Source organism: Gordonia oleivorans, assembly GCF_040044975.1.
Taxonomy (GTDB): domain Bacteria; phylum Actinomycetota; class Actinomycetes; order Mycobacteriales; family Mycobacteriaceae; genus Gordonia; species Gordonia oleivorans.
This window is the reverse complement of record NZ_JBDZDI010000020.1, coordinates 23,256-47,042: the sequence shown is the minus strand read 5'-3', so window position 1 is coordinate 47,042 and position 23,787 is coordinate 23,256. Positions and strand designations below refer to the sequence as shown.

Below are 23,787 nucleotides of genomic sequence, written 5' to 3'. Positions count from 1 at the left end.
CATGACCCCCGCCCCGACGACCTCCGTCACCGATCGACTTCTCGACGCGACAGAGAAACTGCTCGCCGAACGCGGAATCCGGGCGACAACGGTGCAGCAGGTCGCCGACCTTGCCGGAGTGTCACGGGCGTGGCTGTACCGCCACTTTCCGGACAAGCAGGCGATGGTGGGCGCCGCGATCGTCCGGCTCACCGAATCATTCTGGACCGACGCACGATCCGAACTCGACGAACTGGGCACCTTCGCCGAACAACTCACCGCCGGGGTCCGCATCGGGCGCGGCGCCTACGACGACCCGGGGACACTGCTGCTGCGCCTGCGCACCGACGAGCCGGACGAGTTCGCCGCCTGCGCCGGAGCGGGTGTGACCGCCCTCGTTCCCGACCTCGCCCTGTTCTGGAAACCGTTCGTGGAGGCCGCCATCGAACGAGGAGAGGTGCACGCCGCCCACGATCCCGACGAGGTCTCCGAATGGGTCGCCCGCATCCTGATCAGCATCGGCACCGCCCCCGGCGCCACCGTCGACGCCGACGACCCCGTATCGGTGCGGCGCCAGATCGACCGGTTCGTCATGCCCGGCCTGCGGGTCGCGCCGGAGTTGTGAGTCCAGCCATCCCGCCAGTCGAGTTGGGTACGTGCCTCCCGCCCGCTGGTCGGGCCGGGTGCGGCCACCCCGTCGGTCGAGCCGGGTGCAGCCACCCCGCCGGTCGCGCCGGGTCGAGCCGGGCGCAGCCACCCCGCCGATCGCGCCGGGCGCAGCCACCCCGCCGTTCGCGCCGGGTGCAGCCACCCCGTCGTTCGCGCCGGGCGCAGCCACCCCGCCGTTCGCGCCGGGTGCAGCCACCCCGTCGTTCGCGCCGGGCGCAGCCACCCCGTCGGTCGAGACGGGTCGAGACGAGTGCAGCCACCCCGCCGGTCGCGCCGGGTGCGAGCGCTAGCCTTGCGTTGAGCCCCGTCGAAACGAGTGCCCGTGTCGAGACCACCGCAGGACGATGCTGGGACGGAACCAGCTGCACCACACCGGGTCTCGAGGCTCGTCGCTAGCGCTCCTCACACCTCGACCAGCGGGTGGGCACCGCCCTTGGGACGGAACCAGCTGCACCACACCAGGTCTCGAGGCTCGTCGCTAGCGCTCCTCGCGCCTCGACCGGCGGGCGGCAACGGCCGGTGGGACGGAACCAGCACCGGTGCAACGGGTCTCGAGGCTCGTCGCTAGCGCTCCTCGCGCCTCGACCGGCGGGTTGGGACGACGGGTGGGACGGAACCAGCTGCACCATAAGAGGTCTCGAGGCTCGTCGCTAGCGCTCCTCGCGCCTCGACCGGCGGGTGAGCACCGCCCTTGGGACGGAACCAGCTGCACCACACCATGTCTCGAGGCTCGTCGCTAGCGCTCCTCACACCTCGACCGGCGGGCGGGCACGGCCGGTGGGACGGAACCAGCACCGGTACAACGGGTCTCGAGGCTCGTCGCTAGCGCTCCTCGCACCTCGACCGGCGGGTGGGTGCGGCCGGCGGGACGAAACCAGCGCCGGTGCAACTGGTCTCGAGGCTCGTCGCTTGCGCTCCTCACACCTCGACCGGCGGATGGGGACGGCGGGCGGGGACGACGGGTGGGATGTACCAGCGCGGCGGGGACGGTCACACTGGAGCCGGAGCCAATCCCAGTTTTCCGGCCAGCTTGGCGAGGTAGCCGGTCGCGCGTTCGACGGTGTCGTCGGGCAGTCCGTAAAGCACTGTGGTGACTCCGATCTCGCGCCACTTCTCCAGTTTCTCGGGCACTGGTTTGAAGTCGAGGACCACGATCTCGGGGTCGCCGTCACGGCCGGCGTCGGACCAGATCTGTTGCAGCAGTGCCACCGAGCCTTCGATGTCGGCCTCGCCGGGGGTGGTGATCCAGCCGTCGGCACTGCGGGCGATCCACGTGAAGTTCTTCTCGTTGCCCGCCGCTCCCACCAGGGTCGGTATGTGCGCCTGCGGCTTCGGCCATGCCCAACTGGGGCCGAAATCGACGAACTCGCCGTGGTATTCGGCCTCCTCGTCGGTCCACAGGGCGCGCATCGCCTCGAGGTACTCGCGCAGCATCGTGCGGCGCCGCTTCGGCGGCACGTGGTGATCGGCCAATTCGTCGAGGTTCCAACCGAATCCGACGCCGAGGGTGACCCGGCCGCCGGAGATGTGGTCGAGGGTGGCGAGCGTCTTGGCCAGGGTGATCGGGTCGGATTGCACCGGCAGCGCGACCGCGGTGGCCAGCCGGATGCGTTCGGTCACCGCGGCAGCGGCCGCCAGCGTCGTCCACGGGTCGAGGGTGCGCATGTAGCGGTCGTCGGGCAGCGTCGCATCGCCGGTCCGGGGATGCGCGGCGTCTCGACGGGTCGGGATGTGCCCGTGCTCGGGCACGAAGTACGACGCGAAGCCGGCCTCCTCGATCAGTGGGGCGAGGACCTGCGGCGCGAGTCCGCGGTCACTGGTGAACTGAACGATCCCGAATTCCATGCGCTCAGAATAGACAGCCTCCTGGACACCTGTCTAGAACCTGTTGCAGTTTTCCGCGATCGAGCCCCGTCAGCTGCCGGGACACACGTCGACGTAGTCGACGCCCTCGGCGAAGGCATCCCATGTCTGCCGGTCGATGCCGCCCTCGGCGGTACACACGCGGTCGGCGACGGCCTCCACGTCGATCGTCCACCACTGCAGGTCGGAGCTGCCACCGGCGTAGATGGTGTTCTGCGGGTCGATCGTCGGCTCACGCACATAGACCGATTCCGAGGTGATCGACTCATCGGGCGCGATCGGCGTCGGCGCGACCGGATCGCTGATGTTCCACAGCTGGATGGTCTGGGTGCCGCCGACGACGAGGGTCTTGCCGTCACTCGCGATCGACAGCGAACTCACCCGTACGCCCGCCGGCACCGACACCCGCGCCATCGAACTCGATCCGACGTCGATGACCGAGATCTTCTGATCGTCGTCACCGGCGTACAGGTATTTGCCGTCCGGACTGAACTCGACCGCGTTCACCGCACCCTGCGGCGACGTGACCACCTGCACCTCCGTCGGATTGTCGGGGTCGCTGACGTCCCAGCGCGTGATGCGGTGGCGGGCGTCGGCGACGGCGAGACTCGAACCGTCCGGACTGAAGTCGACATCCTCGACGAAGCCCTCCGCCGCGGCGACGGGGGGCCCGATCTCGGTGGGTGCCCGCGGATTCGACACATCCCACAGCTGCAGGGAGTTGTCATCGCTGCCGGTCACCAACATGCCCGTCGACGGCGAGAACGCCAGGGGGAAGGCGTGTCTGGTGTCCAGGCGCAGGGTCGCGGTCTGCTGCGGACTTCGCGGGTCGGAGATGTCGTACAACTCGACCTCGCCACCATTGGTGAATGCGGTCGCCAGGACGGTGCCGGTCCGGTTGAAGGCCGCGACGTACCCGCCGCTGGGACGCAGTGGTCGCCGGATCTGGGACAGTTCGGTGGGGGTGCCGGTGCTCAGATCCCAGAGCAACACCTTCTGGTCGGCGCCGCTGGTGGCCAGGATCTTTCCGTCGGCGCTGACCGAGGTCCGCGTGATCGGCAGGGTATGAGCAGGAGTGGGTGAGGACGGGATGTCCCACGACTGCACGGTTCCCGCACCGCCCGCGGTGAGCACGACGTGCGGGCGTAATTCCAGCGCGGTGAAGAACGCCCCGCCGGTGGTGCGCATCGGAACGCCGAGGGCGGTGAGCAGATTGGGCGATCCGGCGTTGCCGTCGGTGCTGACGTCCCAGCGTTTGGCGGTACCGTCGAGGCCCGCCGACACCAGTGATCGTCCGTCGTCGGCGAAGCTCACCGACCAGATCGCGGCATCGTGGGCACGCACCCGACGCAATTCGGCCGGCGCGCGCGGGTTGGCGATGCTCCAGATCGCCACCTCACCGTCGTCGCGCCCGGCGGCCACGAGCCGACCGTCGGGAGACACCGCCACCGAATGCCATCCGCTGTCCACCCCGTCGCGGATCCGTGCGATCAGCTCCGGGGTGCTCGGGTTGCTGATGTCGACGACGCCGATGGTGCCGTCGTCGGACCCGACGACCATGATCGGTGCGACATCACTGATCGCGACCGTCCGGACCGGGCCGTCGAAACCGCGGACCGCGGAGATCGCGCGATACCCGCCGGGAGCGGTGGTGTCCCACAGGGTCACCACCCCGTTGTCGTGGGTGGTGGCGAGCAGCGTGCCGGCCCGGTTGTATCGCAGGATGTAGGACGTCCCCGACCCGAACGGCGAATCCAGCTCCGAGATCCGACGCGGCCGCGCGACGTCGCCGATGTCCCACACGGTGATGTGACCGTCACCGTCGGCGGAGGCGAGCCGATCACCCTGGGGCGCGAAGTCCACCGAGGTGACGAAGGAGCTGTACCCGCCCATCGGCGGTGATGCGGCGCTGATCCGGCTCGGATCGCCGGCCGCCCACAGCCGGACCGTCTTGTCGTAGCTCGCCGTGGCCAGCAACGATTTCGACGGATTGGCCATCATGTCGTAGATCGATCCGGCATGCGCGGCCTGCGCGGGCGAGGGCAGCGGCAACTGCTGGGTCTGCAGCACCCGCATCTGCGCGAGCGGATCGTCGGGCCGGATCCGCCACGCCCCGACCGCGAGGTGCGCGGCCAGACCCGGGTCGGTCTGTGCGAGACGCGCGGCCGTCGACAGCAATGCCGAGAACTTCGCGTCGTTGCTCTCCCGGGCCAGGGCGGCGTTGGAGACGATCGCGATAATCGCCGCGACCACCGAGATCACGGCCAGCAGGGCCACCGCGGCGATACCCCACCGCCGGCGTCGACGCTGGCTGTCGATATTGCGTCGCGATGCCGCGAGGTAGTCGCGGGTGAGCGTCGGGGCGATCGGGTCGTCGAGCACCGGCGACGCCCACGCATAGCGGTTCGGGTTGTAGAGCAACGACGTCTCACGGCCCTGCCGGTCCCATTCGGCCGCGTCGGCGTCGACGCGCTCGAGGACCGGCGCGATCTCCCGGGTGCGTTCGATGAGGTCGTCGAGCCGTGGCCACGCGGTGAGCACCACGTCGTGGATGATCTGCACCTGCTGGTCGGAGACGGTGATCAGTCGTGACTCGGCGAGCGCCTCGATGACTGCGACGGTGGCCGCGCGGTCGGTCTCCCCCGCGGTCAGTTCGGCCAGCGTGCGGGGACGGCGGGCGGTGACACCGTCGGAGATGTGGATCAGCGATCGCAGCAATCGTTCGGCGATCCGCTGTTGTGCGGGGTCGAAGGCCTGCCACGTCTTCTCCGCGGTGTCGGAGATCGCCGAGGCGACCCCACCGGCGGCGTGATAGCCGGCGACGGTCAGCATGCCGCCGCCACGCGCGGACCACATCTCCGCGAGCACGTGCGCGACCAGCGGTAATTGCCCGGCCCGGTCCTCGACGGGCCCGCGCTGACCGCCGAGCCCGCCGAGGCCACGGAGGTCGGACAGGATCGTCGGCGCGAGTCCCTTGTCGACGCGGATCCCGGACAGTCGGGCCGGTCCGGCGATGACCTCTTCGAGTTCCTTGTCGGTCAGCGGCGGCACCACGATGGATCGCCGTTGCCACGCCGTGGCGAGTGGTTCGATCGTCGAGCACCGTTCGTACATGTCGGCACGCGCACCCACGACGACCACGTGCCCCGGTGTCGACGCCAGCTCGGTGAGCGCGTCGATGAGTCGCTGCACCCGCGTGCTGTGCCGGGACTCGCCGACGAGGACCTGTTCGATCTGGTCGACGACGTGGATCGTCAGACGATCCGCGTCCGCGTGCCCGGTATCGGGCTCCTCGCCGTCCGGGGTGCCCGCACCGGCGTCGGAGCGCCCGGTCTCGTCGGCCTCGTCGGTGAGGGCGATCGCCAGGCGAACCCGCACCGACCATCGGTGTTCGGGCCGCGCGGCGATCCGCGCGATGCCGGCGCGCAGCAACGACGATTTCCCCGCCCCGGACACCCCGGTGACGATGACCACCGCAGGCGTCCGGTCGGCGTGGGCGGCGGCCGCGTCGACGAGTCCGACGAGTTCGTCGAGTACCCGTTCACGTCCGAAGAAGACCGCCGAGTCGGCCGCGGTCATGACGTCCAGACCGCGATAGGGCAACACCGGGGTCGGGATGTCGGGCGCCGGTTGGGGCGTCCGGTCGGTGGCGCGGGTGCTGCGCGCGGCCGACCACCACCGCTGCCACTCGGCCAGCCCCGGGGCGTCGGCACCCTTCGACTGCGCCTGCAGGATCAGCCAGGCGAGGACGGGCTCGAGGGTTTCGAAACTGGCCGGCAGGTGGCGTCCGCGACGCCAGTCGGACAGGCGTTGCACCGTCACCTCGGCACGTCCCGGCGACAGCCGCGCCGCACCGCTGACGGTCGACGCGAGGGTCGGGGATCCGGCCGAGGCGAACAACGCGAGCAGATGCGCACCGAACCGTGCGGGCGCATCGGCCGCAGGCGCATCCGCTCGGCGCGTCGTCATGAATCCTCCCCGTCGCGGCAACCCCCGACCGCGCTTCTGGTCACGAATGTACGAACCCGGTTCCGCCGGGACAAGTCGGAGTGGATCATGTACTCCACATCAGACGAGACTTTTTTCCGGTCCGGAAAACTCGTCCGGACAGTCTAGCTGCGACTATGTCCAGTTTTCCGGATCCGGATTGGCACGGGCATCCGCCGGTGACGTTGACTTGAGTCACTCCCCGGTAGCGATCGGGCCATCGGGTGGAGTGTCGGGGGATGCGCTCTCGTCGTCGTGCGGGGTCGGCGGCGAGAGCGCATTCATTAAGAGCAATCAGCGCCGCGCGGGCAGCCGATCACCGACGTCGCGGAAGATGCCGTTGGCCGCCGAGCATCGGCTCACCGCATCGGCGGCGAGGACCACCGCGGCCGACGTCCAACAACTCTTCTCCACCGGCCACCGTTTGCCGTCGGCGTAGACCAGACCCGTCCAGTACGAGCCGTCGGGGTCACGCAGATGCTGGATCGACGCGATCAACTCGATGGCGTCGCCGGTGTCACCGAGCGCGTCGAGGGCGAGCGCGAGTTCGGAGGTTTCCGCTCCGGTGACCCACGGCCGGTGATCGACGCAGCGGCAGCCCTGGCCGTCGACGACGAACTCCTCCCACCGTCGGGCGATCAGCTCCTGGCCGGCCTGCCCGCGGATCGCGCCGCCGAGCACCGGGTAGTACCAGTCCATCGAGTGCTCCGACGGGTCCTCGAAGACGTCGATGCGGTTGCGGAACGCGTCACCGAGTTTGTCGAAGGCGGCCACCCACTCCGCGTCGGGTTGCCCGACCGCGGCGGCGATGCGGATCGCCGCGTCGAGGGACTGATAGATGCTGGCGTTGCCGGTGAGGAGCGCCTCGTCGAACATCGCGTGGGTGCGGTGATCGCCACCCCATCGGAACGCGCCGTCGGGCCGCTGGAACTTGCACACCAGGTTGATCGCCGACCACACCGTCGGCCACATGCGTTCCAGGAAGGCGTCGTCACCGGTGATGACGTGGTGATGCCACACCCCGACCGCGATGTAGGCGCAGAAGTTGGAGTCGATGCCCGGGTCGGTGACCTCTCCGCAGACCGTGGTGATCGGCCACGACCCGTCGGGGCGCTGATGTCGCCGCGACCAGTCGTAGGCGGCCTCGGCCTCGGCGTGGAACCCGGTCACCGTCAGCGCCATCGCCGATTCGATGTGATCCCACGGGTCGGTCTTGCCGCCGGGAAACCACGGCAACGCCCCCGAATCCTCCTGCATGCCGACGATGGCGGCGCCGGTCGCGACGACCTGCTCGGCGGTCAGCACACCTGCGATGGCAGGTATGCGCCTCATTCCGGCTTGCGCAGATACAGGGCGACGGACTTGCCGATGACGGGATTGAGGACCTGCTCACCCACCCGGGTCAGCCACGGCTTGCTCATCATGTCCCACACCAGCAGCTGGTGATAGCCCTTGACCAGCAGGTTGTTGTCGTTCTCGACGCCGACGGCGCACTTGAGCCACCAGTACGGGGCGTGCAGGGCGTGCGCGTGGTCGGTGCCGGTGACCTCGAGGCCGGCGGCGGTCAGCTTGCCGGCGAGTTCGGAGGCCTTGTAGATGCGGACGTGGCCGCCCTCGACCTCGTGGTACTCATCCGAGAGCGCCCAGCACACCTTCTCCGGCCAGTACCGCGGCACTGTGACCGCGGCCAGCCCACCCGGACGCAGCACCCGCACCATCTCGGCGATGGCCGCCTCGTCGGACGGGATGTGCTCGAGGATCTCCGACATCAGCACGACGTCGAATGTGTTGTCGGCGTACGGCAGCCGCAGCGCATCGCCGACCTCGGCACGCGCCTTCGCCTCGGCGGGCACGTGTCCCTCGGCCATCATGGCGTCGAACATCTCGCCGACGTCGGACATATCCGACTCGGACATGTCGAAGGCGATGACGTCGGCTCCGCGCCGGAACATCTCGAACGAATGCCTGCCTTGTCCCGCCCCGATGTCGATCGCCTTGGTCTGCGGACCCACACCCAGCCGGTCGAAGTCAACTGTCAGCACGCACTCGTCTCCTCTGTCGTTCCCTGCCCGGATGTCGTTGTCTGCCCGGACGCCTTCTCTCGTGCCACACGATCGAGGACCGTGCGGTAATGCTCGGCGGTCTGGGCGGCGACGGCCGCCCAGCTGTAGCGTTCCTCCACGCGGGCGCGCCCGGCCGCACCCATCCGGGCACGCAGGTCGGCGTCGTCGAGTAACGTCGCGATGGCCTGCGCCAATGCCCCGGAGTCGCGGGGCCGGACCAGCCGCGCCGCGGTGCCGTCGGTGCCGACGACCTCGGGGATCGCCCCGGCGCGGGTGGCCACCAGCGGGGTGCCACAGCCCATCGCCTCGACGGCCGGCAACGAGAACCCTTCGTACAGCGACGGCACCACGGCCACCTCCGCCGACGCCATCAGATGCGCCATCTCCTCATCGGAGAGTCCCGAGACCAGTTCGACGCGATCACCGATCGCGAGTTCGTCGATGAGTCGTGCCGACGGACCGTTCGGGTCCAGCTTGGAGACCAGGGTGAGCTTCACGTCCCGTTCGGCGGCCAGCTTCGCGACGGCCTCCAACAGATAGGACACGCCCTTGAGTGGGGCGTCGGCGCTGGCCACGCACACGATTCGGCCCGGCTCGCGGGCCGCGCCGGGACGGAACACCTCGGTGTCGACGCCCAGCGGGATGGTGGTGATGCGGCCGGACGGGATGTCGAAGGCCTTGCGGATGTCGACCTCGCTGCTGCGTGAGACGGTCAGCAACTCGGGAATCCGACGCGACACCCGGCCCTGCATCCGCAGGAACGAATGCCACCGCCACGCGGTGATCTTGCGCCAGCCCTTGGCCGCCTTGACCGCGAGGGTGCGGTCGCGGGTGATGGGGTGATGGATCGTCGCGATCAGCGGGAAGCCGGCCTTCTGGATCTGCAACAGCCCGTACCCGAGGCACTGGTTGTCGTGGACGATGTCGAAGTCGTCGCGGCGGTCGGCGAGCAGCCGCGCCACCCGCAGCGAGAAGGTGAGCGGCTCGCCGAAGCTGGCCGTCCACATCGAGGAGACCTCGAGGGCGTCGATCCAGTCGCGGTACTCGCCGGGCCGCGGCGTCCGGAACGGGTCCGGCTCGTCGTACAGACCGAGGCTGGGCACCTTGGTGAGGGTCACACCCGCGTCGATCGCCACCTGATCCAGTTCGGGATAGGGCTGCCCGGAGAAGATCTCCACCTCGTGCCCGAGAAGCGCGAGTTCACGGCTCAGATGCCGGACGTACACTCCCTGGCCCCCGCAATGCGGCTTGCTGCGATACGACAACAATGCGACGCGCACTGATCTGGTCCCCGTTTCTCTCGAGCCGTCAGGCCGGTTCGGACTGCGCCGCTGCTTCCAGCGCAGTGATGTCCACAAGCTTCACACGTCGACGGCCTCCGGTCTTACCGGCGGTGCGTTCTGCCTGGTCGATGCGCTTCCACCCGGCGAGATCGATGCGGTGTGCACCGCGGTCGGCCACCAGGTCGGCGACGCCCTCGCGGGAGATGGTCGGCTCCGGCAGGGTTCCGGCCACGAAGTCGGCGATCACCGACTCGGCCGTTTCCTGACCGCACAGACGGTTGCGCCCGATACCGCCGGTGGCACCGCGCTTGATCCAGCCGGCGACGTACAACCCGCTGATGACGTCGCCGTCGGCGGCGGCCTGCACCCGGCCCGCGGCGTTGGGGACCACCCCGTGCCCCTCGTCGAACGGCAGGTCGGTGACCGGTACGCCACGATATCCGATGGCCCGCAGGACCAACCCGGCGTCGATGTCGAACGTCTCGCCGGTCGGCGTGACCGCGGCACTCGGCCCGGTCGCGTCGGCATAGGTGTTGCGTACACAGGTCAGGGTCTCGACACCGTTGCCACCGGTGATCGCCACCGGCGAGGCGAGGAAGCGGAACACGATGCGCCGGTTGCCGGGGGTGGCCGGACGTTCGGCGAACTCACGGGCCAGCCGGATCTTGGTGGTGATCGTCGAATCCAGGGTGCCGTCGTCGTAGGCGGACTCGGTGGCCGGGTCGAGGACGAGTTCGTCGGGATCGATGACGACGTCGACGCCGTCCACATCGCCGAGGGCGAGGAACTCGCTGTTGGTGTAGGCGGCCTGCGCGACACCGCGGCGGGCCAACACCACGACCTCGGTGATCTTCGAGTCCCGCAACGCGGCCAGCGCGTGGTCGGCGATGTCGGTGCCGGCGAGTTCGTCGGGATCGCTGACGAGAATCCGCGCCACGTCCAGGGCGACGTTGCCGTTGCCGACGACGACCGCGCGCTCCGCCGACAGGTCGACGGACAGGTTCACGTAGTCGGGGTGCCCGTTGTACCAGGCCACGAACTCGGTGGCGGGCAACGAGTTCGGCAGGTCCTCCCCCTCGACGCCGAGCCGCTTGTCGGTCGGCGCGCCGACCGCGTAGATGACCGCGTGATAGCGCTCGGCGAGTTCGTCCTGGGTGATGTGTTTGCCGACCTCGACGTTGAGGAAGTAGCTGAAGTTCTTCTTGGCGGCGACGGCGGCGAATCCCGCCTCGACGCCCTTGGTGGCCGCGTGATCGGGTGCGACACCCGCGCGGACCAGACCGTACGGCGTGGGTAGGCGGTCGAACATGTCGACGCTGACCTGCTGTTTGCGGACGAGTTCCTCGGCGGCGTAGAAGGCGGCCGGACCGGCGCCGACGATCGCCACGTGCAACGGCTTGTCGGGTAGTTGCGGCGACTTCTTGGGCGGTACCAGCCCGCCCTCGACGTCGTGATCGTTGTAGTAGTCGGCGTTGATCTGCAGGTACGGCTCGTCGCGCTCCTCGAGCTGATCGTCCGGGATGATCGCCTCGACCGGACATTCGTCGATGCACGCCCCGCAGTCGATGCAGGTCTCGGGATCGATGAAGAGCATCTCGGCGGTGAAGAACTCCGGCTCGTCCGGCGTCGGGTGAATGCAGTTCACCGGACACACACTCACGCACGATGCATCGTTGCAACACGGTCGAGTGATCACATGCGCCATCTGCGGTTTCCTTGCCTCAAGTCGACTAGAACGTGTTCTCGTTTTGACCTAGAACGCGTTCTAGTTTTGTCAGTGACTGTATCTTAAGTCTCACACAACAGGCGAGCCACGAGGAGTGGAGTGAGCACCGTTTCGGAACCGGATATTCTGGCGCCGCTGTCCGACCGCAAGGACGGCGCCCGGTACTTCGAGGTCGACTACCGGGTGCGTACCGGTGACGTCGATCAGGACATGCGGGTGCGACTCGACGCGGTGGCCCGCTACCTGCAGGACGTCGCCAACGACAACATCGAGGCCACCGACTTCGGCGACACCGACCCGTTCTGGATCGTGCGCCGCACCATCATCGACGTCATCCGCCCGTTCTCCTGGCCGGCGGCGGTCAGCGCGCAACGCTGGTGTGGCGCCCTGTCGACCCGGTGGACCAACATGCGGGTCCGGCTCACCGCCGACCACGAGACCAACCGCTTCAACCCGGACGCGCGTGAGCCCGGGCTGATCGAGACCGAGGCGTTCTGGATCAACGTCAACGACCAGGGCATGCCGTCCCGGTTGACCGACAACGCCTTCGAGATGCTGTCCGCGATGACCGACGAGCATCGGCTGCGGTGGAAGTCGATGAATCCGGAGAAGGCCCCCACCCCCGAGGTGCTGGAACTGCCCGATCGCGTCCACGTGTTGCGCAGCACCGATTTCGATCCGTTCAAACACCTGAACAATGCGGCCTACCTCGCCGCCGTCGAGGACGAGTTGCTCGATCACGGCGACCTGATCGACGGTCCGCACCGCCTGATCGTGGAGTATCTGCGACCGATCGTGCCCGGCACCCCGATCACCGTGCGCCGGGTGCGCGAACCCGATCAGTTGCTCATGTGGTTGATGACGCCGTCCGGCGACGCGTCACCGGACGATCTGCAGGTCGCGGCGTCGGTGTCGGTCACGCGCCGCCCGAGCGCGGACTGAGCCGGAGGATCTGGCCGGTCTCGCTCGCGGCCAGCAGGGTTCCGGGGTGTGCCGGGTCGGTGGCCAGTGCTGTGACGGGTACGCCGACGGTGATCGAACATGCTTGTCCCGTATCGATATTCACCAGGTGAACCTGTCCGGTGGTCGATGCGACGGCCAGCGTCGAGTCGTCGATCGCGACGAGATCGTCGAGGAATCCCGGTGCCGGAGCGGTGAGATCGGCCGCCGTGACGGTGGCGGCCGGATCGTCGACGGGCACCCGGAGCACGCGGCCGGTGGCGCTGACCGTCATGGTCACGTAGAGATCGTCGCCCAGGATGGTCACGCCGTTGATCCCGGTTCCGTTGACCGTTGTCGACGGTGACAGATTCTGCGGGGCGGTGCGCGACCATGCCTCGTCGATGCGACTGTCGGGGTCCACTTGTCCGTCGGGACGCAGCCGCAGCAGGCCGAGCGCGCCGTCGGCGAGGTACACCGCTCCGTCCGCGCCGACGGCCAGCCCGTTGGGCATCCCGAGTCCGCGCGCGAAGACCTGCGGAACCGGTTGCGCCGCACGGGGATCGAATCGCACCACGGTTCCGGTGCGGGGCGCACCGGGGAGCATGCCGGTCGGCGAATCGCCGGTGGCGACATACAGTTGCCCGTCGGGACCCTGCCGGATGGAACCCGGGGCGTTCAGGGACACCGACGCCGTCCGCCGACCCGAGGCGTCGTACCGTTCGACGACGTTGCGGAACGATCGTGACACCCACAGCGAACCGTCGTCGGCCACAACGAGATTCTCGGCCCACCCGTCGAGCCCAGGGCTGTCGAGGAGGGTTGTCGTGGTGGCAGTGGTGCAGTGCGGTGTGTCCGCTCGTGCCGGCGTCGTGGAAACCGTTGTTGCCGTGGCGATCACGGCGCCGACGGCGACGACGATCGCCGTCCGGAATGTTGCGGGCACGACGCCCTCCTTACCACCGGGTTGACGGCCTCACTGACCGCCGTTGAGCAGCAATTCCATCAGTTTTGTCGGCGCGGTGCACGGGTCGTCGAAGGCGCCGGAACCGACGGGCTCGACCCAGAAGGTGTAGATGCCACGACTCGGCGCCTTGGTGGTCACCCCGCACACCGCGGGCCGTTTGGGGTCTCTCGCGGTGAAGGCGGTCTGGCTGGCGATCTTGATGTTCTCGGTGGTGTAGCCGAGTTGTTTGTCGGTGTCCTTCTCCACGTTGAGATTTCCCCACTCGAACCAGTTGAAGGTGACGTACGCGGTGACCGCTCCGGCGACGAACCATCGGCAGTTGGCACCGAAGAAGATGGCCTCGGCCGCGCTTCCGCCGACGGCCTTGGCGACCTGATCGGTGGACAGCACCTGACATTCCAGGGTGAGTTGGTCGAACTGGTCGGTGTCGACGTTGCCCGACTGCTGTCCGGACGAGCGCGCCTCCTCCACCGACAGTGCCTGGCCGTCGACGCTGCGGGTACACGACGCGAGGAGGCCGACGATCAGTGCGGCGAGGATGATCACCAGCGCGGTGCGCCGACGACGGCCATGGGTGCGGGAACAGGTGCGGCCGGTCATTGCGCACGCTCGATCGACATCGTCGACAGTTCGCGTGCCGCGTTGCACACGGCCTCGGAGTCGGGGACCGGCGTCGCCGTGGTGGAGCGTGTGAGACCGGCACTGACCGACCATTCGAAGAAGTCGGCGTCGAATTGAATCCCGATCTCGCAGATCCCGGCATCGGAGGCGATGAAACCCTTGTGCCCGTCGATGTCGATGTCTTCGGTGCTATCCCGGGAGAGTTGTTCGGTGGCGCGTTCCCGGCCGATCGGCGAGCCGCGGTACCAGTTGAAGGAGGCGACGGGGCCGGTCGGGCTGGGTCCGGAACTCCATTCGCAGGCCGACGGGTTGTTCACGACCAGGGCCAGATTCCCGAATCCGGTGATGCGATTGACCTCTTCGGTGGTGACGTTGCCGCAGGCACCGAAGAACGGACCGGCCCCGGCCGCACCCGGTGCCACGGGAGTGTTGCGGGTGGTCGGCGAGTCGTCGTCGGAACTCGACGAGCAGCCGGAGAGCAGAACGGTGATGACGGTGACGGCTGCCGTGAGGGCCAGCATGGCCGGCCCGCTGCGGAATCTGTCGAGTTCGCGGCGTTCCCGTTTGGTGGGCCGTCCGGCGCCGCGGTCGCGTCGGGGCTGGCTGGCGATGATCTCCCGCGACGGGGGTGGCGGCGAGTGATCGATGTAGCACTCGGCGGCGAGCTGGGCGGAGACGCGTTTACTGAGGAGTTTGGTGACCTCGACGATGCGGTCGCGGCCGTTGAGGCGGACCTCGACGCGGTCGCCGACGGCCACGTGCTGGGCCGGTTTCGCGGTGACGCCGTTGACCCGGACATGTCCGCCGCGGCAGGCGGCACCGGCCGCCGATCGGGTCTTGGTGAGTCTGATCGCCCAGATCCAGCTGTCGACGCGAATGGACGACATTCGCTACTTCTGCCGCGTCAGCATGTAGTAGCCGCCCCCGATCGCAGCGATCGCGAAGATGATGGCGAGCCATTCGGCGCCGAAAATCCACAGCACCGCGAAGATCGCGATCGCCGGCGACACCGCGACCGCACTCATCACCGGATGCTGCCGCACCACCTGGCTGACGGCTTTGCTCTTGTTCGGGTCGATGGCCATGGGGATCGGCGTCTCCTTGTCGGCATCCATGTGACTACTGATGCCCCATCCACTGTAACCAACGAAGGCGACGACTCGGCCGCGCAAACCGCCCCGCGTCGGAATCGATCGCGGGGCGGTGTGCGGCGGGTTGTGCCGCGCGTTCTGTAGAACCCGGGGAACCGTCAGTTGGCGCCGGTCACCGTCGGGGTCGAGCCGTTGGAGCTCGACGTGTCATCGTCGTCGGAGTCATCGGATTGATCGGTGTCGTCGGTCGACCCGGTCGACGGGGTTGCGGCTGTCGAGCGGCTCGTCGAGGTCGACGTCTTGCTGCTCGAGCTTGACGAGCTCGACGAGCTCGCCGTAGAGCCCGATGTCGCCGTCGCCGACGATGAGGTGGTCGACGGTGAGGTGGTTGTGGTTGTGGCCGAATCGCTTTCCGTGTCATCGTCGTCGGTCTCCGAGATCGCCGCGGACCGCAGCAGGCCGGCACTCGGGGTCGTGGACGTCGACGTCAGGGCGCGCGTCGAGACGAGCGACGACGCGGACGTCGAACCGGTCGTGTACGGCCCCAGCGGCTGCAGACCGAACGGGAACGTGCTCTGCGGAATCGAAATGATCGGGATGATCTGGTCGGTGTCGAGATCCCCGAGGGCGATCGTCGGCAATGCCAGGCCGTTGGGGCGGACGGAACCGTTGATCGTGGTTGTCGGGAAGATCGTGATGGTCGATCCGAGCCAGTTCACCGTGACCGGCGCCGACAATCCGTAGTCACTCGTCAGGGCCAGGAGGGAATCACCGCCGAGCGACAGGCGGATGAAGTCCTGGCTGAGTGACGGGGTCTGCCCGGCGAAGATGTCGGTGATGACCTCGCCCAGCACGTTGGTGGTGTCGAAGAGCACCGACGACGGATCGGTCAACGCGAACTGCACCTGCGGAATGCTCTGCAGCTGATCGAGCTTGAAGTCGAAGGTGCCCAACACATTTGCACACGCACCGACGTTCTCGGCGTAGGCCGCTGTCAGTCCGCCGTAGCAGCCGACGGATTGGATGGCGGGGATCTTGAGCCCGGTGTTCACACCAAGAAGGGTCAACGGAATCTCATCGGTGGTCCAGGCATTCGCGATGCCCACCAAGGCGAACGCATAGGCACTGCGACCACCACTAGCACCTGCGGTAGCCAGACTCAGAGGCAAGTACGAGATAGCAGTGGCCTTGCCACCTCCCGACGCGAACGCAAACTGGAAGCCGTTGCCGATTACCGTCGCCGAACCATCAGCAGCGGGAGGAGTCGGAAGCGATGTCGGGAGCCTGAGATCGGAATTCAGCCACTCCAAGAAACCGTTCAGAGCGGTCAGGACACCTCCCGCACTGTCTACAAGCCCTTTCACCGGGTCGTAAACCGCAACTGGAACCAGCTCGATGCTGGTGGGGCTCACGATGGCAATGCCGAGCCCACCCATGTCGGTGCTGGACTGAGTGCAATCCGCTCCGCCGTTGGGGTCGCCGCCTGAAGCGCACATCTCCAGGCGCCACTGTTCAAGGAGTTCAGCCCCGCCGTCGCTCAGCGCGTCCGCGACTACCTGACCAAGTGGATTAGTGGAGTCGTAGTCATCATCCAGCCAGTCAACAAGGGCGGATAAGTCGCTGTAGTCGGCCGCCCGCGCCTGCCCCTCCCCCATGGTCACGCCGATGCCGAGGGTCAGGACGGTGAGGATGGCGATCATCCCGGCGGTGATCCGGCGGTGCCGCCGAGGTCCGCGTTGGGTCCCGGAAAGATGTTCGGGGCGTTCCGTTTCCGGACGCAACGGGGTGGTGCTCATGCAGTGGTCTCCTGTTTCCTTAAGAGAAGCTGAGACAGTTAACCACGAGTAACCCTGCCCACGCACGCGATCCACAAACTCCGTTGATCCACAGATTCCGGGGTGGTCGTGCTCGTCAGAATTTTTTGTCGGTGGCCGTCACTACAATGATGGTCAGATCGAAGAGAGCTTCGACGGTCATCATGTTCGAGGGGCGACGATGAGCACAGTACCTCTATCCACCAGGATTCGTGCCGACGTGCGGGATGCGTTGCTGAACCAGGGCCCGTCTCCGTGGCCTGGATTGCCGGCCGAGTTCTTGTTCGGGGTGGACGTCGATCGGTTGGATCAGCATTCGATCAACGAGGTGCTGGTCGCGATGACCGAGTTGGATCGGTGCCGCTCGTATATGGCGTGGCTGGATTACTTCTTCATCGCGTATCTGGTGACGTGTCTGACCGATCATCGGTTGGATGAGTCGGCGGAGTACGCGCAGATCGTGGCCGAACACATCGCACGCACCCGCAACCTGGCGAACGCGACCACCCGACGGTTGGTTGATGAGGCGATCGTGATGGCCATCCGGCTGCCCAAGACCGGGCGGGCATTACGCGAGGGGCGGATCAGTCACAGTCAGTTCCGGACCCTGATCGACCGCACCAGCCTGCTCGATCCCGGCCCGGCACTGCATCCGAACACCGCACTGGTCGACGCCGCGATCGCGGACCGGTTGTTCGAGCGGACCGGGCAGTGGCCGGCAACCAGCTTGCGGGACATGGCCGACAAAATCGTGTTCCAGCATGCTCCGGATGCTGTGCGGGAACCGCGTAAGCGGAACCTGGAGAAGCGGGGTGTGTTCACTCATTTCGAGGGGGATGGGACCGGGGAGATCACCGGCACCATGTCCGCGGAGAACATCACGATCGCGGAGAAGACGATCAGTGCGTTGGCCGACTGCGCGTGCCGGAAGGATCCGCGGACCCGGCGGCAACGTCAGGCCGATGCCATGTACTCCCTGTTGTCGGGGACGCAGTTCAGGTGTGACTGCGGGCGTGAGGACTGTCCCGCGGTGATCCCGGAGCCGGGCTGTATTCCGGATGTGCAGATCGTGTTGCACGTGATCGCTGATGAGACCACCGCCGCGGCGATCGAGGAACGCCAACGGCAACAGGAACAGCAGGAGCAGCGGGGACGACAGGTGCGGGAGCAGTCTGCGGCCGCGAGCGAATCCGATAGCAGTGCAACCGAATCGGTGGTCCAGTCACAGCGTCCGGAATCGGAATCGGTACCCGAACCCGAGCCAGTCGCCGAGGCCGACGCGGGTCCGGCCCAGATGTCGCTACTCGATGAGAGCGGTCCCTCTGACGCGGACAGTGCAGACGCGGAACAGGCACCGGAACCGGCGCCCGAACCCCAACCGGAGCCAGACGCCGACGTGGGTGCGGCGCGGATGTCGTCGCGTATGGAGAGTCCCGAGGGGAACGCTCCTAACGGCGAGGGCACTCCCGATGCGGCCGTCGCGGACACCGGCGACGACTCATCCGGCGAAACGCCCTTGTCCGACGCTCAGAAGTACATCCAGCGGTTGCGCCGCGATACCGCGCGCTCCAGCGAGGACGCCATCGAGTGGCTGGTGAACGCCGAACGCCGAGCACAGGAAACGGCGGCCACCAGCGCCGACACCGCTTCTACCGATGCCGAATCCGGCTCTGCCGAAACGGTTTCGGCCGCCGAGACCCCGATCGACGGTAACCTCGGCTACCTCGTCGGGCAGGGCGCGGTCATCCCCGAACAGATCCTCGATCTGATCAGCCGATACCCGACGACGATCCGACGGATGGTGCCCAAAGGGGTGAACCCCGAGGACGTCGAACTCCCGAGCGCGTTGCCGTCGGATCCGTGCCGACTGTCGACGGCATTGGACACATTCATCCGGATTCGTCACGGCGAGTGCGTCATCCCCGCCTGCCGGGGTAGCGCGTTCGACGGGGATTGCGATCACGTACACGAATACGACCACGAGCATCCCGAACTCGGTGGGCAGACCACCCCCGACGGACTGAACGCGAAGTGCCGTGGCCATCACCTGCAGAAAACGCACTCCCGCTGGCTCGATGATCAGTACCGCGATGAGAACGGTCGGCTGGTCACGGTTTTCACCACCCCGGAAGGGCTGAACATTCCGGGACCGGCGGAAACCCTCGAAGACTTCTTCGGCGGGCTACGCCGCTACCGGTTCGCCGACCCACCCGCCGCGCCACCGACACCACGGGAACCGGGCGTGATCCCGACCAGCAAACGGGATCGGCTCGCCGCCAAGTACGAACGGCGACGCCGCGAACGCGAACGCAACCGCGCCCGCATCACCGACGGCGTGGACCCGCTCAACCCGCCACGCCCGAAACGACGCAAGAAGCGATACCCCGTCGTGCCCGATGACGGCGCACCACCGCCCTTCTGAGGTGGCGTCACCAGCGGTCGCGGTCCAGGTCCTGCCCCTGGGCCGCGGCATCTGCGGCACAACCGAATCCGACGATCCACCGGCCGTCGGACAACTCGACCCTGCCCAGCATCATCGGTTCCGGCAGCGCCGCAAGGAACTCGCCGAGCGCCGCGGTCGACACGATCCACCGTTCGCCGTGAATCGCACGCCCCACGGCCGGATCACGGATCAGACCGGGCTTCGGTGGCGTCGTGTCGAGTGCGACAACGCGATACATCGCGGACGTCGTCAGCTTGCCGACCCATCGGGCACCGCGGTCGGCGAGCTCATGCACCAACGGGCCGCCGGCCATGTGCGCCCCGAACACGGCGAGTTCCACCGTCGTCGCGGCACTCTCGACCCACGTCGGCGCCGATTCCTCGGCACCACCGAATCGTCGGGCGATATCCATGACCACGGCATCCTCGTGCCCGCGACCCAGGAACGTCACCCCGAATTGTGCAGTGCTCCCGTCGGATTCGGTGACAGACCCGGCCGGCACCGCGACCCCGCACAGGTCGAAGAGGTTGCAGAAGTTGGTGTAGGTACCCATCCGGGAGTTCACCCCCACCGGATCGGCGGCGACCTCGGCGATCGTCGGGTGCATCGGCGCCGTCGGCACCATCAACACCGCGGCCTCGCCCCACTGCCGCATCGCCTCGTCCCGCAGTTCGGTCAACTGCGCTCGAGCACGGAGCATCTCGACCGCCGAGAAACGGTCGGCGGCCGAAATGATCGCAGCCACCGTCGGATCGAGCCCGGCCTCTTCAGCCGACCCGACACCGTCGATGAACTCCCCCACCGCGTCATACCGCTGCGCCACCAGCGCGTCGTCGTACAGCAGTTTCGCCGCGGCCAGGAATGCGCTCAGATCGATGGTCTTGACGCGGAATCCGGCCGCCTCCACCCGAGACACCGCCTCGGAGAAGGCATGTCGCCACGCCTCCGACAATTCCGGAAGTTGTTCGGGTACCACGACGACCCCGTCCGTCGGTGCCGCGAAGGACACCTCGGCACCGAAGGGCCGCGGACCCGATGCGTGTGCCATCGCCGCCATCGCACGATCGGCGGTATCCACGTCGGCGGCGAAGATGGTGACCACGTCGTACTCCGCGCACGCGGGCACCACACCGTCGGTCGAGACGACGCCGACGGTCGGCTTCACCCCGACGATGCCCTGCAACCCGGCGGGTACGCGTCCCGAGCCGGCGGTGTCGGTGCCGATCGCGATGTCGGCGAATCCCAGGGCGACCGCCACCGCGGAGCCCGAACTCGACCCTCCGGAGATTCGGTCGGGTCGTCGCGAATCACGCACCGCCCCATAGGGACTGCGCGTTCCGACCAGACCGGTGGCGAACTGGTCGAGATTGGTCTTGCCGATGACCACCGCGCCGGCCGACCGCAGTGCGGCCACCGCAGGCGCGTCGACCTCCGGGGTGTAGGCGTAGCCGGGGCAGGCGGCGGTGGTCGGCACTCCGGCGACGTCGACGTTGTCCTTGACGGCCAGCACCATGCCGGCCAGCAGGCCGCCAGCGGCCACTGCCGCCTCGTGCTCGGCGGCAACGTCGGCCTGGGCACGCAGCGTGGTGAACACCTCGGGACGGTCGGCGGCAGCGATCCGCGCGTAGATCTCATCGATGCGGCTCATGCGGCGAACTCTCCCTTCTGCGACCAACGTTGACGTTCCTCGGCGCGTGCCTCCTCCATGACACCACGAGTCGCGGCGATCGACTCGGCGTTGTCATCGAGGAACTGCTGGTGTGCGCCCAACGAGAAGATGCCGTCGGTGATGCGGGTGCTGTCGCCGCGGCCCGCCGCGACGTCGGCGCGCATGTCCAGCAACTCCTCGGCGCTCACCGGATACCAGCGGATGCGGTCGAAGAACCGCAGCAGCCACGGGTGTTCGGCGTCGAAGCCGGGTGCGGTCTGCGGATGCCGGTGGTTCCAGACCTGCGTGGTGCGCCCGACGAACTGGTAGCCACCCGGCCCCTCCATGCCGTAGATGCACATGTACGCCCCGCCGATGCCCACGGCGTTCTCCGGAGTCCAGGTACGGGCCGGGTTGTACTTCGTGGTGACCAGGCGGTGGCGCGGATCGAGCGGAACCGCCACCGGCGCACCGAGATACACATCGCCCAAACCCAGAACGAGATACTCGGCGTCGAAGACGATGCGATGCACATCGTCGACGGAATCCAGGCCGTTCATCCGGCGGATGAACTCGATGTTCCACGGGCACCACGGCGCATCCGATCGCACGCCGAGCATGTAGCGTTCAATGGCCTCGCGGGTGGCCGGATCGTCCCAGGACAGCGGCAATTCGACGACCCGGCTGGGCACCACGAGGTCGCCGGCCGACGGCAGTTGCGACTCACATTCGGTCAGCCAGTCCAACATGGCCGCCTGCGACCACACCCCGGGATCGGCCTTGACCTGCAACGACCGGATGCCCGGTGTCAGGTCGACGAGGCCGGTCGGCGACTCCGCCGCGATCCGTTCGGCCAGGGCATGAACCCGCGCCCGCAGCGCCAGATCCAGGCGCATGTCCCCGTATTCGACGAGGATGTTGTCGTCGCCGCTGCGCCGGTAGGTGACCTCGGTGGCGCCGTCGGCGGTGGTGGTACGCCCCAGGATGCCGTTGTCGGTGTCGCCGCCGGCAGAGATGACATGCGCGAAGTGCGCCCGGCGGCCCAGCCCGAGTTCGGCCGGAGAGGCCGCCTGCTCGGCCCGCACGGCCACGAAGCGGACCGTGTCACCGGGTTTGAGCTGCCCCAGCTTCCACCGTTCGGCCGCCACCACGGTGACCGGACACACGAAGCCACCCAGACTCGGCCCGTCGGGACCCAGCAGGATCGGGGTGTCACCGGTGAAGTCCAGTGCCCCCACCGAATACGCATTGTCGTGGATGTTGGAAGGGTGCAGTCCCGCCTCACCGCCGTCGGTGCGTGCCCACCGCGGTTTGGGCCCGACGAGGCGGACGCCGGTGCGGTCGGAGTTGAAGTGCACCTCGTAGGGCGTCGACATCAGATCGTCGATGTCGGCGGGGGTGAAGAACTCCGGTGCCGAATGCGGACCGACGGTGACCGCCAGCTCCCACGAATTGGTCAGTGCCGGTTGCTCTTCGGTGAGGATGCGGGTGACCAGTCCGGTCGGGGCCGACCCCACAACGAGCATGTCACCGTCGGCGAGGGTCCGGCCGTCGTGACCACCGAAGCGACCCATCGTGAAGGTGGACCGGCTACCGAGATACTCCTCGGCGTCGAGTCCACCACCGACCGCGATGTACACGCGCAGGCCGAACTCACCGACCATCCCGACGTCGAGCACCTGACCGGCGGCCAGATGCAGCGGAACCCATTGCGGCATCGGCTTTCCGTCGACGGTCACCGGCACCGGGGCGCCAGTGACGGCCACGACGGTGGCCTCGTCGAACCGGATCCGCGGGCCGGCCATGGTGGCCTCGAGACCGGCCGCCGAATCCGGGTTTCCGACAGCGAGATTCGCGAGCCGGAACGACAGGTCGTCCATCGGCCCGGACGGGGGCACCCCGACCTTCCAGTAACCCACCCGGCCCGGCCAGTCCTGAATCGTCGTGAGCGGACCGGCGCGCAGGATCTCCATCGTCGTGGACGAGCTTGTCTGCGAAGAGTCGGCACTCATCGGGTCACCACCACACGCACAGCGGTCGGGTCGAATCCGTTGCACGGGTTGTTGATCTGCGGGCAGTTGGACACCAGCACCAGGGTGTCAACCTCGGCGCGCAGGGCCAGGCGACGGCCCGGTGCCGACAGTCCGTCGACGATGCCGAGCGACCCGTCCGGGTCGACGGGCACGTTCATGAAGAAGTTGACGTTGCCGACCAGGTCACGCTTGCCGAGTCCGTGGCGGGCACCGCCGATGAGGAAGTTCTCCACGCAGGCGTGCTGATGTTTGGTGTGGTGGCCGTAACGCAGGGTGTTCGATTCCTGCGAGCAGGCACCACCGAGGGTGTCGTGGTTGCCGACCTCGTCGCCGACGATGGTCATCATCGGGGCCGATTCCTGGTCGCGGATCACCGATCCGGTGGTCAGGAAGATGTTGCCCTGCGCGGCGATCGTGGCCTGCGCCGAGTACCGCACGGCGTGGTCGTGCGCGCCGTAGAACAGCGTGTCGACGGCCTGGTTGCCGTGCAGGTCGACGATGGTCAGGACATCGCCCGCGGCAACGATTCCCGACCACGGCGCGCGGTCGGCGATGATCTCGTCGGCGATCACCTGCCCGGGCACGAGTGCCACATCGGCGGCGGGGGCGGTGGTCGGATCGATCAGGGTGGGGTCCAGGAAAGTGGTCATGATGGGAGTCC

At 67.8% G+C, this 23,787-nt stretch carries 17 protein-coding genes; 3 read left to right on the top strand and 14 right to left on the bottom strand.

Annotated elements, in window-relative coordinates:
* The first annotated feature begins 1 nt into the window (after window position 1).
* Window positions 2-604 carry a TetR/AcrR family transcriptional regulator gene (locus tag ABLE92_RS21240; protein ID WP_348806777.1) on the top strand — a complete coding sequence of 201 codons (603 nt, stop codon included), beginning with the start codon at window positions 2-4 and terminating at the stop codon, window positions 602-604.
* A 1,034-nt stretch (window positions 605-1,638) separates the two neighbouring features.
* Here ABLE92_RS21240 and ABLE92_RS21235 read toward each other — a convergent pair.
* The 6 genes from ABLE92_RS21235 to ABLE92_RS21210 form a co-directional block, all read right to left on the bottom strand.
* Window positions 1,639-2,493, bottom strand: coding sequence for an LLM class F420-dependent oxidoreductase (locus tag ABLE92_RS21235; RefSeq protein ID WP_348806776.1), 855 nt, complete (start codon window positions 2,491-2,493; stop codon window positions 1,639-1,641).
* 69 nt (window positions 2,494-2,562) lie between these two features.
* Window positions 2,563-6,480, bottom strand: a complete 3,918-nt coding sequence (locus ABLE92_RS21230; protein ID WP_348806775.1) for an nSTAND1 domain-containing NTPase — start codon at window positions 6,478-6,480, stop codon at window positions 2,563-2,565.
* A gap of 312 nt (window positions 6,481-6,792) precedes the next feature.
* Complete coding sequence (locus ABLE92_RS21225; RefSeq protein WP_348806774.1) at window positions 6,793-7,830, bottom strand: prenyltransferase/squalene oxidase repeat-containing protein; 1,038 nt, start codon at window positions 7,828-7,830, stop codon at window positions 6,793-6,795.
* Window positions 7,827-8,540 (bottom strand): class I SAM-dependent methyltransferase, encoded by a 714-nt coding sequence (locus tag ABLE92_RS21220; RefSeq protein WP_348806773.1) that lies wholly within the window; start codon window positions 8,538-8,540, stop codon window positions 7,827-7,829. Before ABLE92_RS21220 ends, ABLE92_RS21225 begins: the two co-directional genes overlap by 4 nt.
* On the bottom strand, window positions 8,534-9,841 hold the full coding sequence (locus tag ABLE92_RS21215; protein WP_348806772.1) for a glycosyltransferase family 4 protein: 1,308 nt from the start codon (window positions 9,839-9,841) through the stop codon (window positions 8,534-8,536). Before ABLE92_RS21215 ends, ABLE92_RS21220 begins: the two co-directional genes overlap by 7 nt.
* 28 nt (window positions 9,842-9,869) lie before the next feature.
* Window positions 9,870-11,549, bottom strand: a complete 1,680-nt coding sequence (locus tag ABLE92_RS21210; RefSeq protein WP_348806771.1) for an FAD-dependent oxidoreductase — start codon at window positions 11,547-11,549, stop codon at window positions 9,870-9,872.
* 120 nt (window positions 11,550-11,669) lie between these two features.
* Between ABLE92_RS21210 and ABLE92_RS21205 the strand changes: the two genes are divergently transcribed.
* Window positions 11,670-12,512: an acyl-[acyl-carrier-protein] thioesterase gene (locus ABLE92_RS21205; protein WP_348806770.1), complete on the top strand. Its 843-nt coding sequence runs from the start codon at window positions 11,670-11,672 to the stop codon at window positions 12,510-12,512.
* Here the strand turns inward: ABLE92_RS21205 and ABLE92_RS21200 are convergent.
* The 5 genes from ABLE92_RS21200 to ABLE92_RS21180 form a co-directional block, all read right to left on the bottom strand.
* Window positions 12,487-13,455, bottom strand: coding sequence for an SMP-30/gluconolactonase/LRE family protein (locus ABLE92_RS21200; RefSeq protein ID WP_348806769.1), 969 nt, complete (start codon window positions 13,453-13,455; stop codon window positions 12,487-12,489). The genes ABLE92_RS21205 and ABLE92_RS21200 overlap by 26 nt on opposite strands.
* Before the next feature lie 30 nt (window positions 13,456-13,485).
* Window positions 13,486-14,076: a DUF3558 domain-containing protein gene (locus ABLE92_RS21195; protein ID WP_348806768.1), complete on the bottom strand. Its 591-nt coding sequence runs from the start codon at window positions 14,074-14,076 to the stop codon at window positions 13,486-13,488.
* Complete coding sequence (locus ABLE92_RS21190) at window positions 14,073-14,984, bottom strand: DUF3558 family protein (protein WP_348806767.1); 912 nt, start codon at window positions 14,982-14,984, stop codon at window positions 14,073-14,075. Before ABLE92_RS21190 ends, ABLE92_RS21195 begins: the two co-directional genes overlap by 4 nt.
* A 3-nt stretch (window positions 14,985-14,987) precedes the next feature.
* Window positions 14,988-15,182 (bottom strand): hypothetical protein, encoded by a 195-nt coding sequence (locus tag ABLE92_RS21185; protein ID WP_348806828.1) that lies wholly within the window; start codon window positions 15,180-15,182, stop codon window positions 14,988-14,990.
* A gap of 164 nt (window positions 15,183-15,346) precedes the next feature.
* The gene (locus ABLE92_RS21180) at window positions 15,347-16,984 is read right to left on the bottom strand and encodes a hypothetical protein (RefSeq protein ID WP_348806766.1); all 1,638 of its coding nucleotides are present in this window, start codon (window positions 16,982-16,984) and stop codon (window positions 15,347-15,349) included.
* A 199-nt stretch (window positions 16,985-17,183) separates the two neighbouring features.
* Between ABLE92_RS21180 and ABLE92_RS21175 the strand changes: the two genes are divergently transcribed.
* Window positions 17,184-19,424, top strand: a complete 2,241-nt coding sequence (locus tag ABLE92_RS21175; RefSeq protein WP_348806765.1) for a DUF222 domain-containing protein — start codon at window positions 17,184-17,186, stop codon at window positions 19,422-19,424.
* A gap of 7 nt (window positions 19,425-19,431) precedes the next feature.
* Here ABLE92_RS21175 and atzF read toward each other — a convergent pair whose 3' ends face one another.
* From atzF to ABLE92_RS21160, 3 genes are read right to left on the bottom strand one after another with little or no spacing between them, the layout of a single operon-like run.
* A complete protein-coding gene (gene atzF, locus ABLE92_RS21170) occupies window positions 19,432-21,093 on the bottom strand; it encodes an allophanate hydrolase (protein ID WP_348806764.1) in 1,662 nt (553 codons plus the stop codon).
* Window positions 21,090-23,105 (bottom strand): 5-oxoprolinase/urea amidolyase family protein, encoded by a 2,016-nt coding sequence (locus tag ABLE92_RS21165; RefSeq protein ID WP_348806763.1) that lies wholly within the window; start codon window positions 23,103-23,105, stop codon window positions 21,090-21,092. The genes atzF and ABLE92_RS21165 overlap by 4 nt, the downstream gene beginning before the upstream one ends.
* Window positions 23,102-23,776 (bottom strand): urea amidolyase associated protein UAAP2, encoded by a 675-nt coding sequence (locus ABLE92_RS21160; protein ID WP_348806762.1) that lies wholly within the window; start codon window positions 23,774-23,776, stop codon window positions 23,102-23,104. The genes ABLE92_RS21165 and ABLE92_RS21160 overlap by 4 nt, the downstream gene beginning before the upstream one ends.
* Window positions 23,777-23,787: the final 11 nt, after the last annotated feature.

What these genes read in the sequence shown, in the direction of transcription:
- ABLE92_RS21240 (WP_348806777.1), top strand. Translation starts at nt 2, where the DNA reads ATGACCCCCGCCCCGACGACCTCCGTCACCGATCGACTTCTCGACGCG.
- ABLE92_RS21235 (WP_348806776.1), bottom strand. Translation starts at nt 2,493, where the DNA reads ATGGAATTCGGGATCGTTCAGTTCACCAGTGACCGCGGACTCGCGCCG.
- ABLE92_RS21230 (WP_348806775.1), bottom strand. Translation starts at nt 6,480, where the DNA reads ATGACGACGCGCCGAGCGGATGCGCCTGCGGCCGATGCGCCCGCACGG.
- ABLE92_RS21225 (WP_348806774.1), bottom strand. Translation starts at nt 7,830, where the DNA reads ATGAGGCGCATACCTGCCATCGCAGGTGTGCTGACCGCCGAGCAGGTC.
- ABLE92_RS21210 (WP_348806771.1), bottom strand. Translation starts at nt 11,549, where the DNA reads ATGGCGCATGTGATCACTCGACCGTGTTGCAACGATGCATCGTGCGTG.
- ABLE92_RS21195 (WP_348806768.1), bottom strand. Translation starts at nt 14,076, where the DNA reads ATGACCGGCCGCACCTGTTCCCGCACCCATGGCCGTCGTCGGCGCACC.
- ABLE92_RS21190 (WP_348806767.1), bottom strand. Translation starts at nt 14,984, where the DNA reads ATGTCGTCCATTCGCGTCGACAGCTGGATCTGGGCGATCAGACTCACC.
- ABLE92_RS21185 (WP_348806828.1), bottom strand. Translation starts at nt 15,182, where the DNA reads ATGGCCATCGACCCGAACAAGAGCAAAGCCGTCAGCCAGGTGGTGCGG.
- ABLE92_RS21180 (WP_348806766.1), bottom strand. Translation starts at nt 16,984, where the DNA reads ATGAGCACCACCCCGTTGCGTCCGGAAACGGAACGCCCCGAACATCTT.
- ABLE92_RS21175 (WP_348806765.1), top strand. Translation starts at nt 17,184, where the DNA reads ATGAGCACAGTACCTCTATCCACCAGGATTCGTGCCGACGTGCGGGAT.
- atzF (WP_348806764.1), bottom strand. Translation starts at nt 21,093, where the DNA reads ATGAGCCGCATCGATGAGATCTACGCGCGGATCGCTGCCGCCGACCGT.
- ABLE92_RS21165 (WP_348806763.1), bottom strand. Translation starts at nt 23,105, where the DNA reads ATGAGTGCCGACTCTTCGCAGACAAGCTCGTCCACGACGATGGAGATC.
- ABLE92_RS21160 (WP_348806762.1), bottom strand. Translation starts at nt 23,776, where the DNA reads ATGACCACTTTCCTGGACCCCACCCTGATCGATCCGACCACCGCCCCC.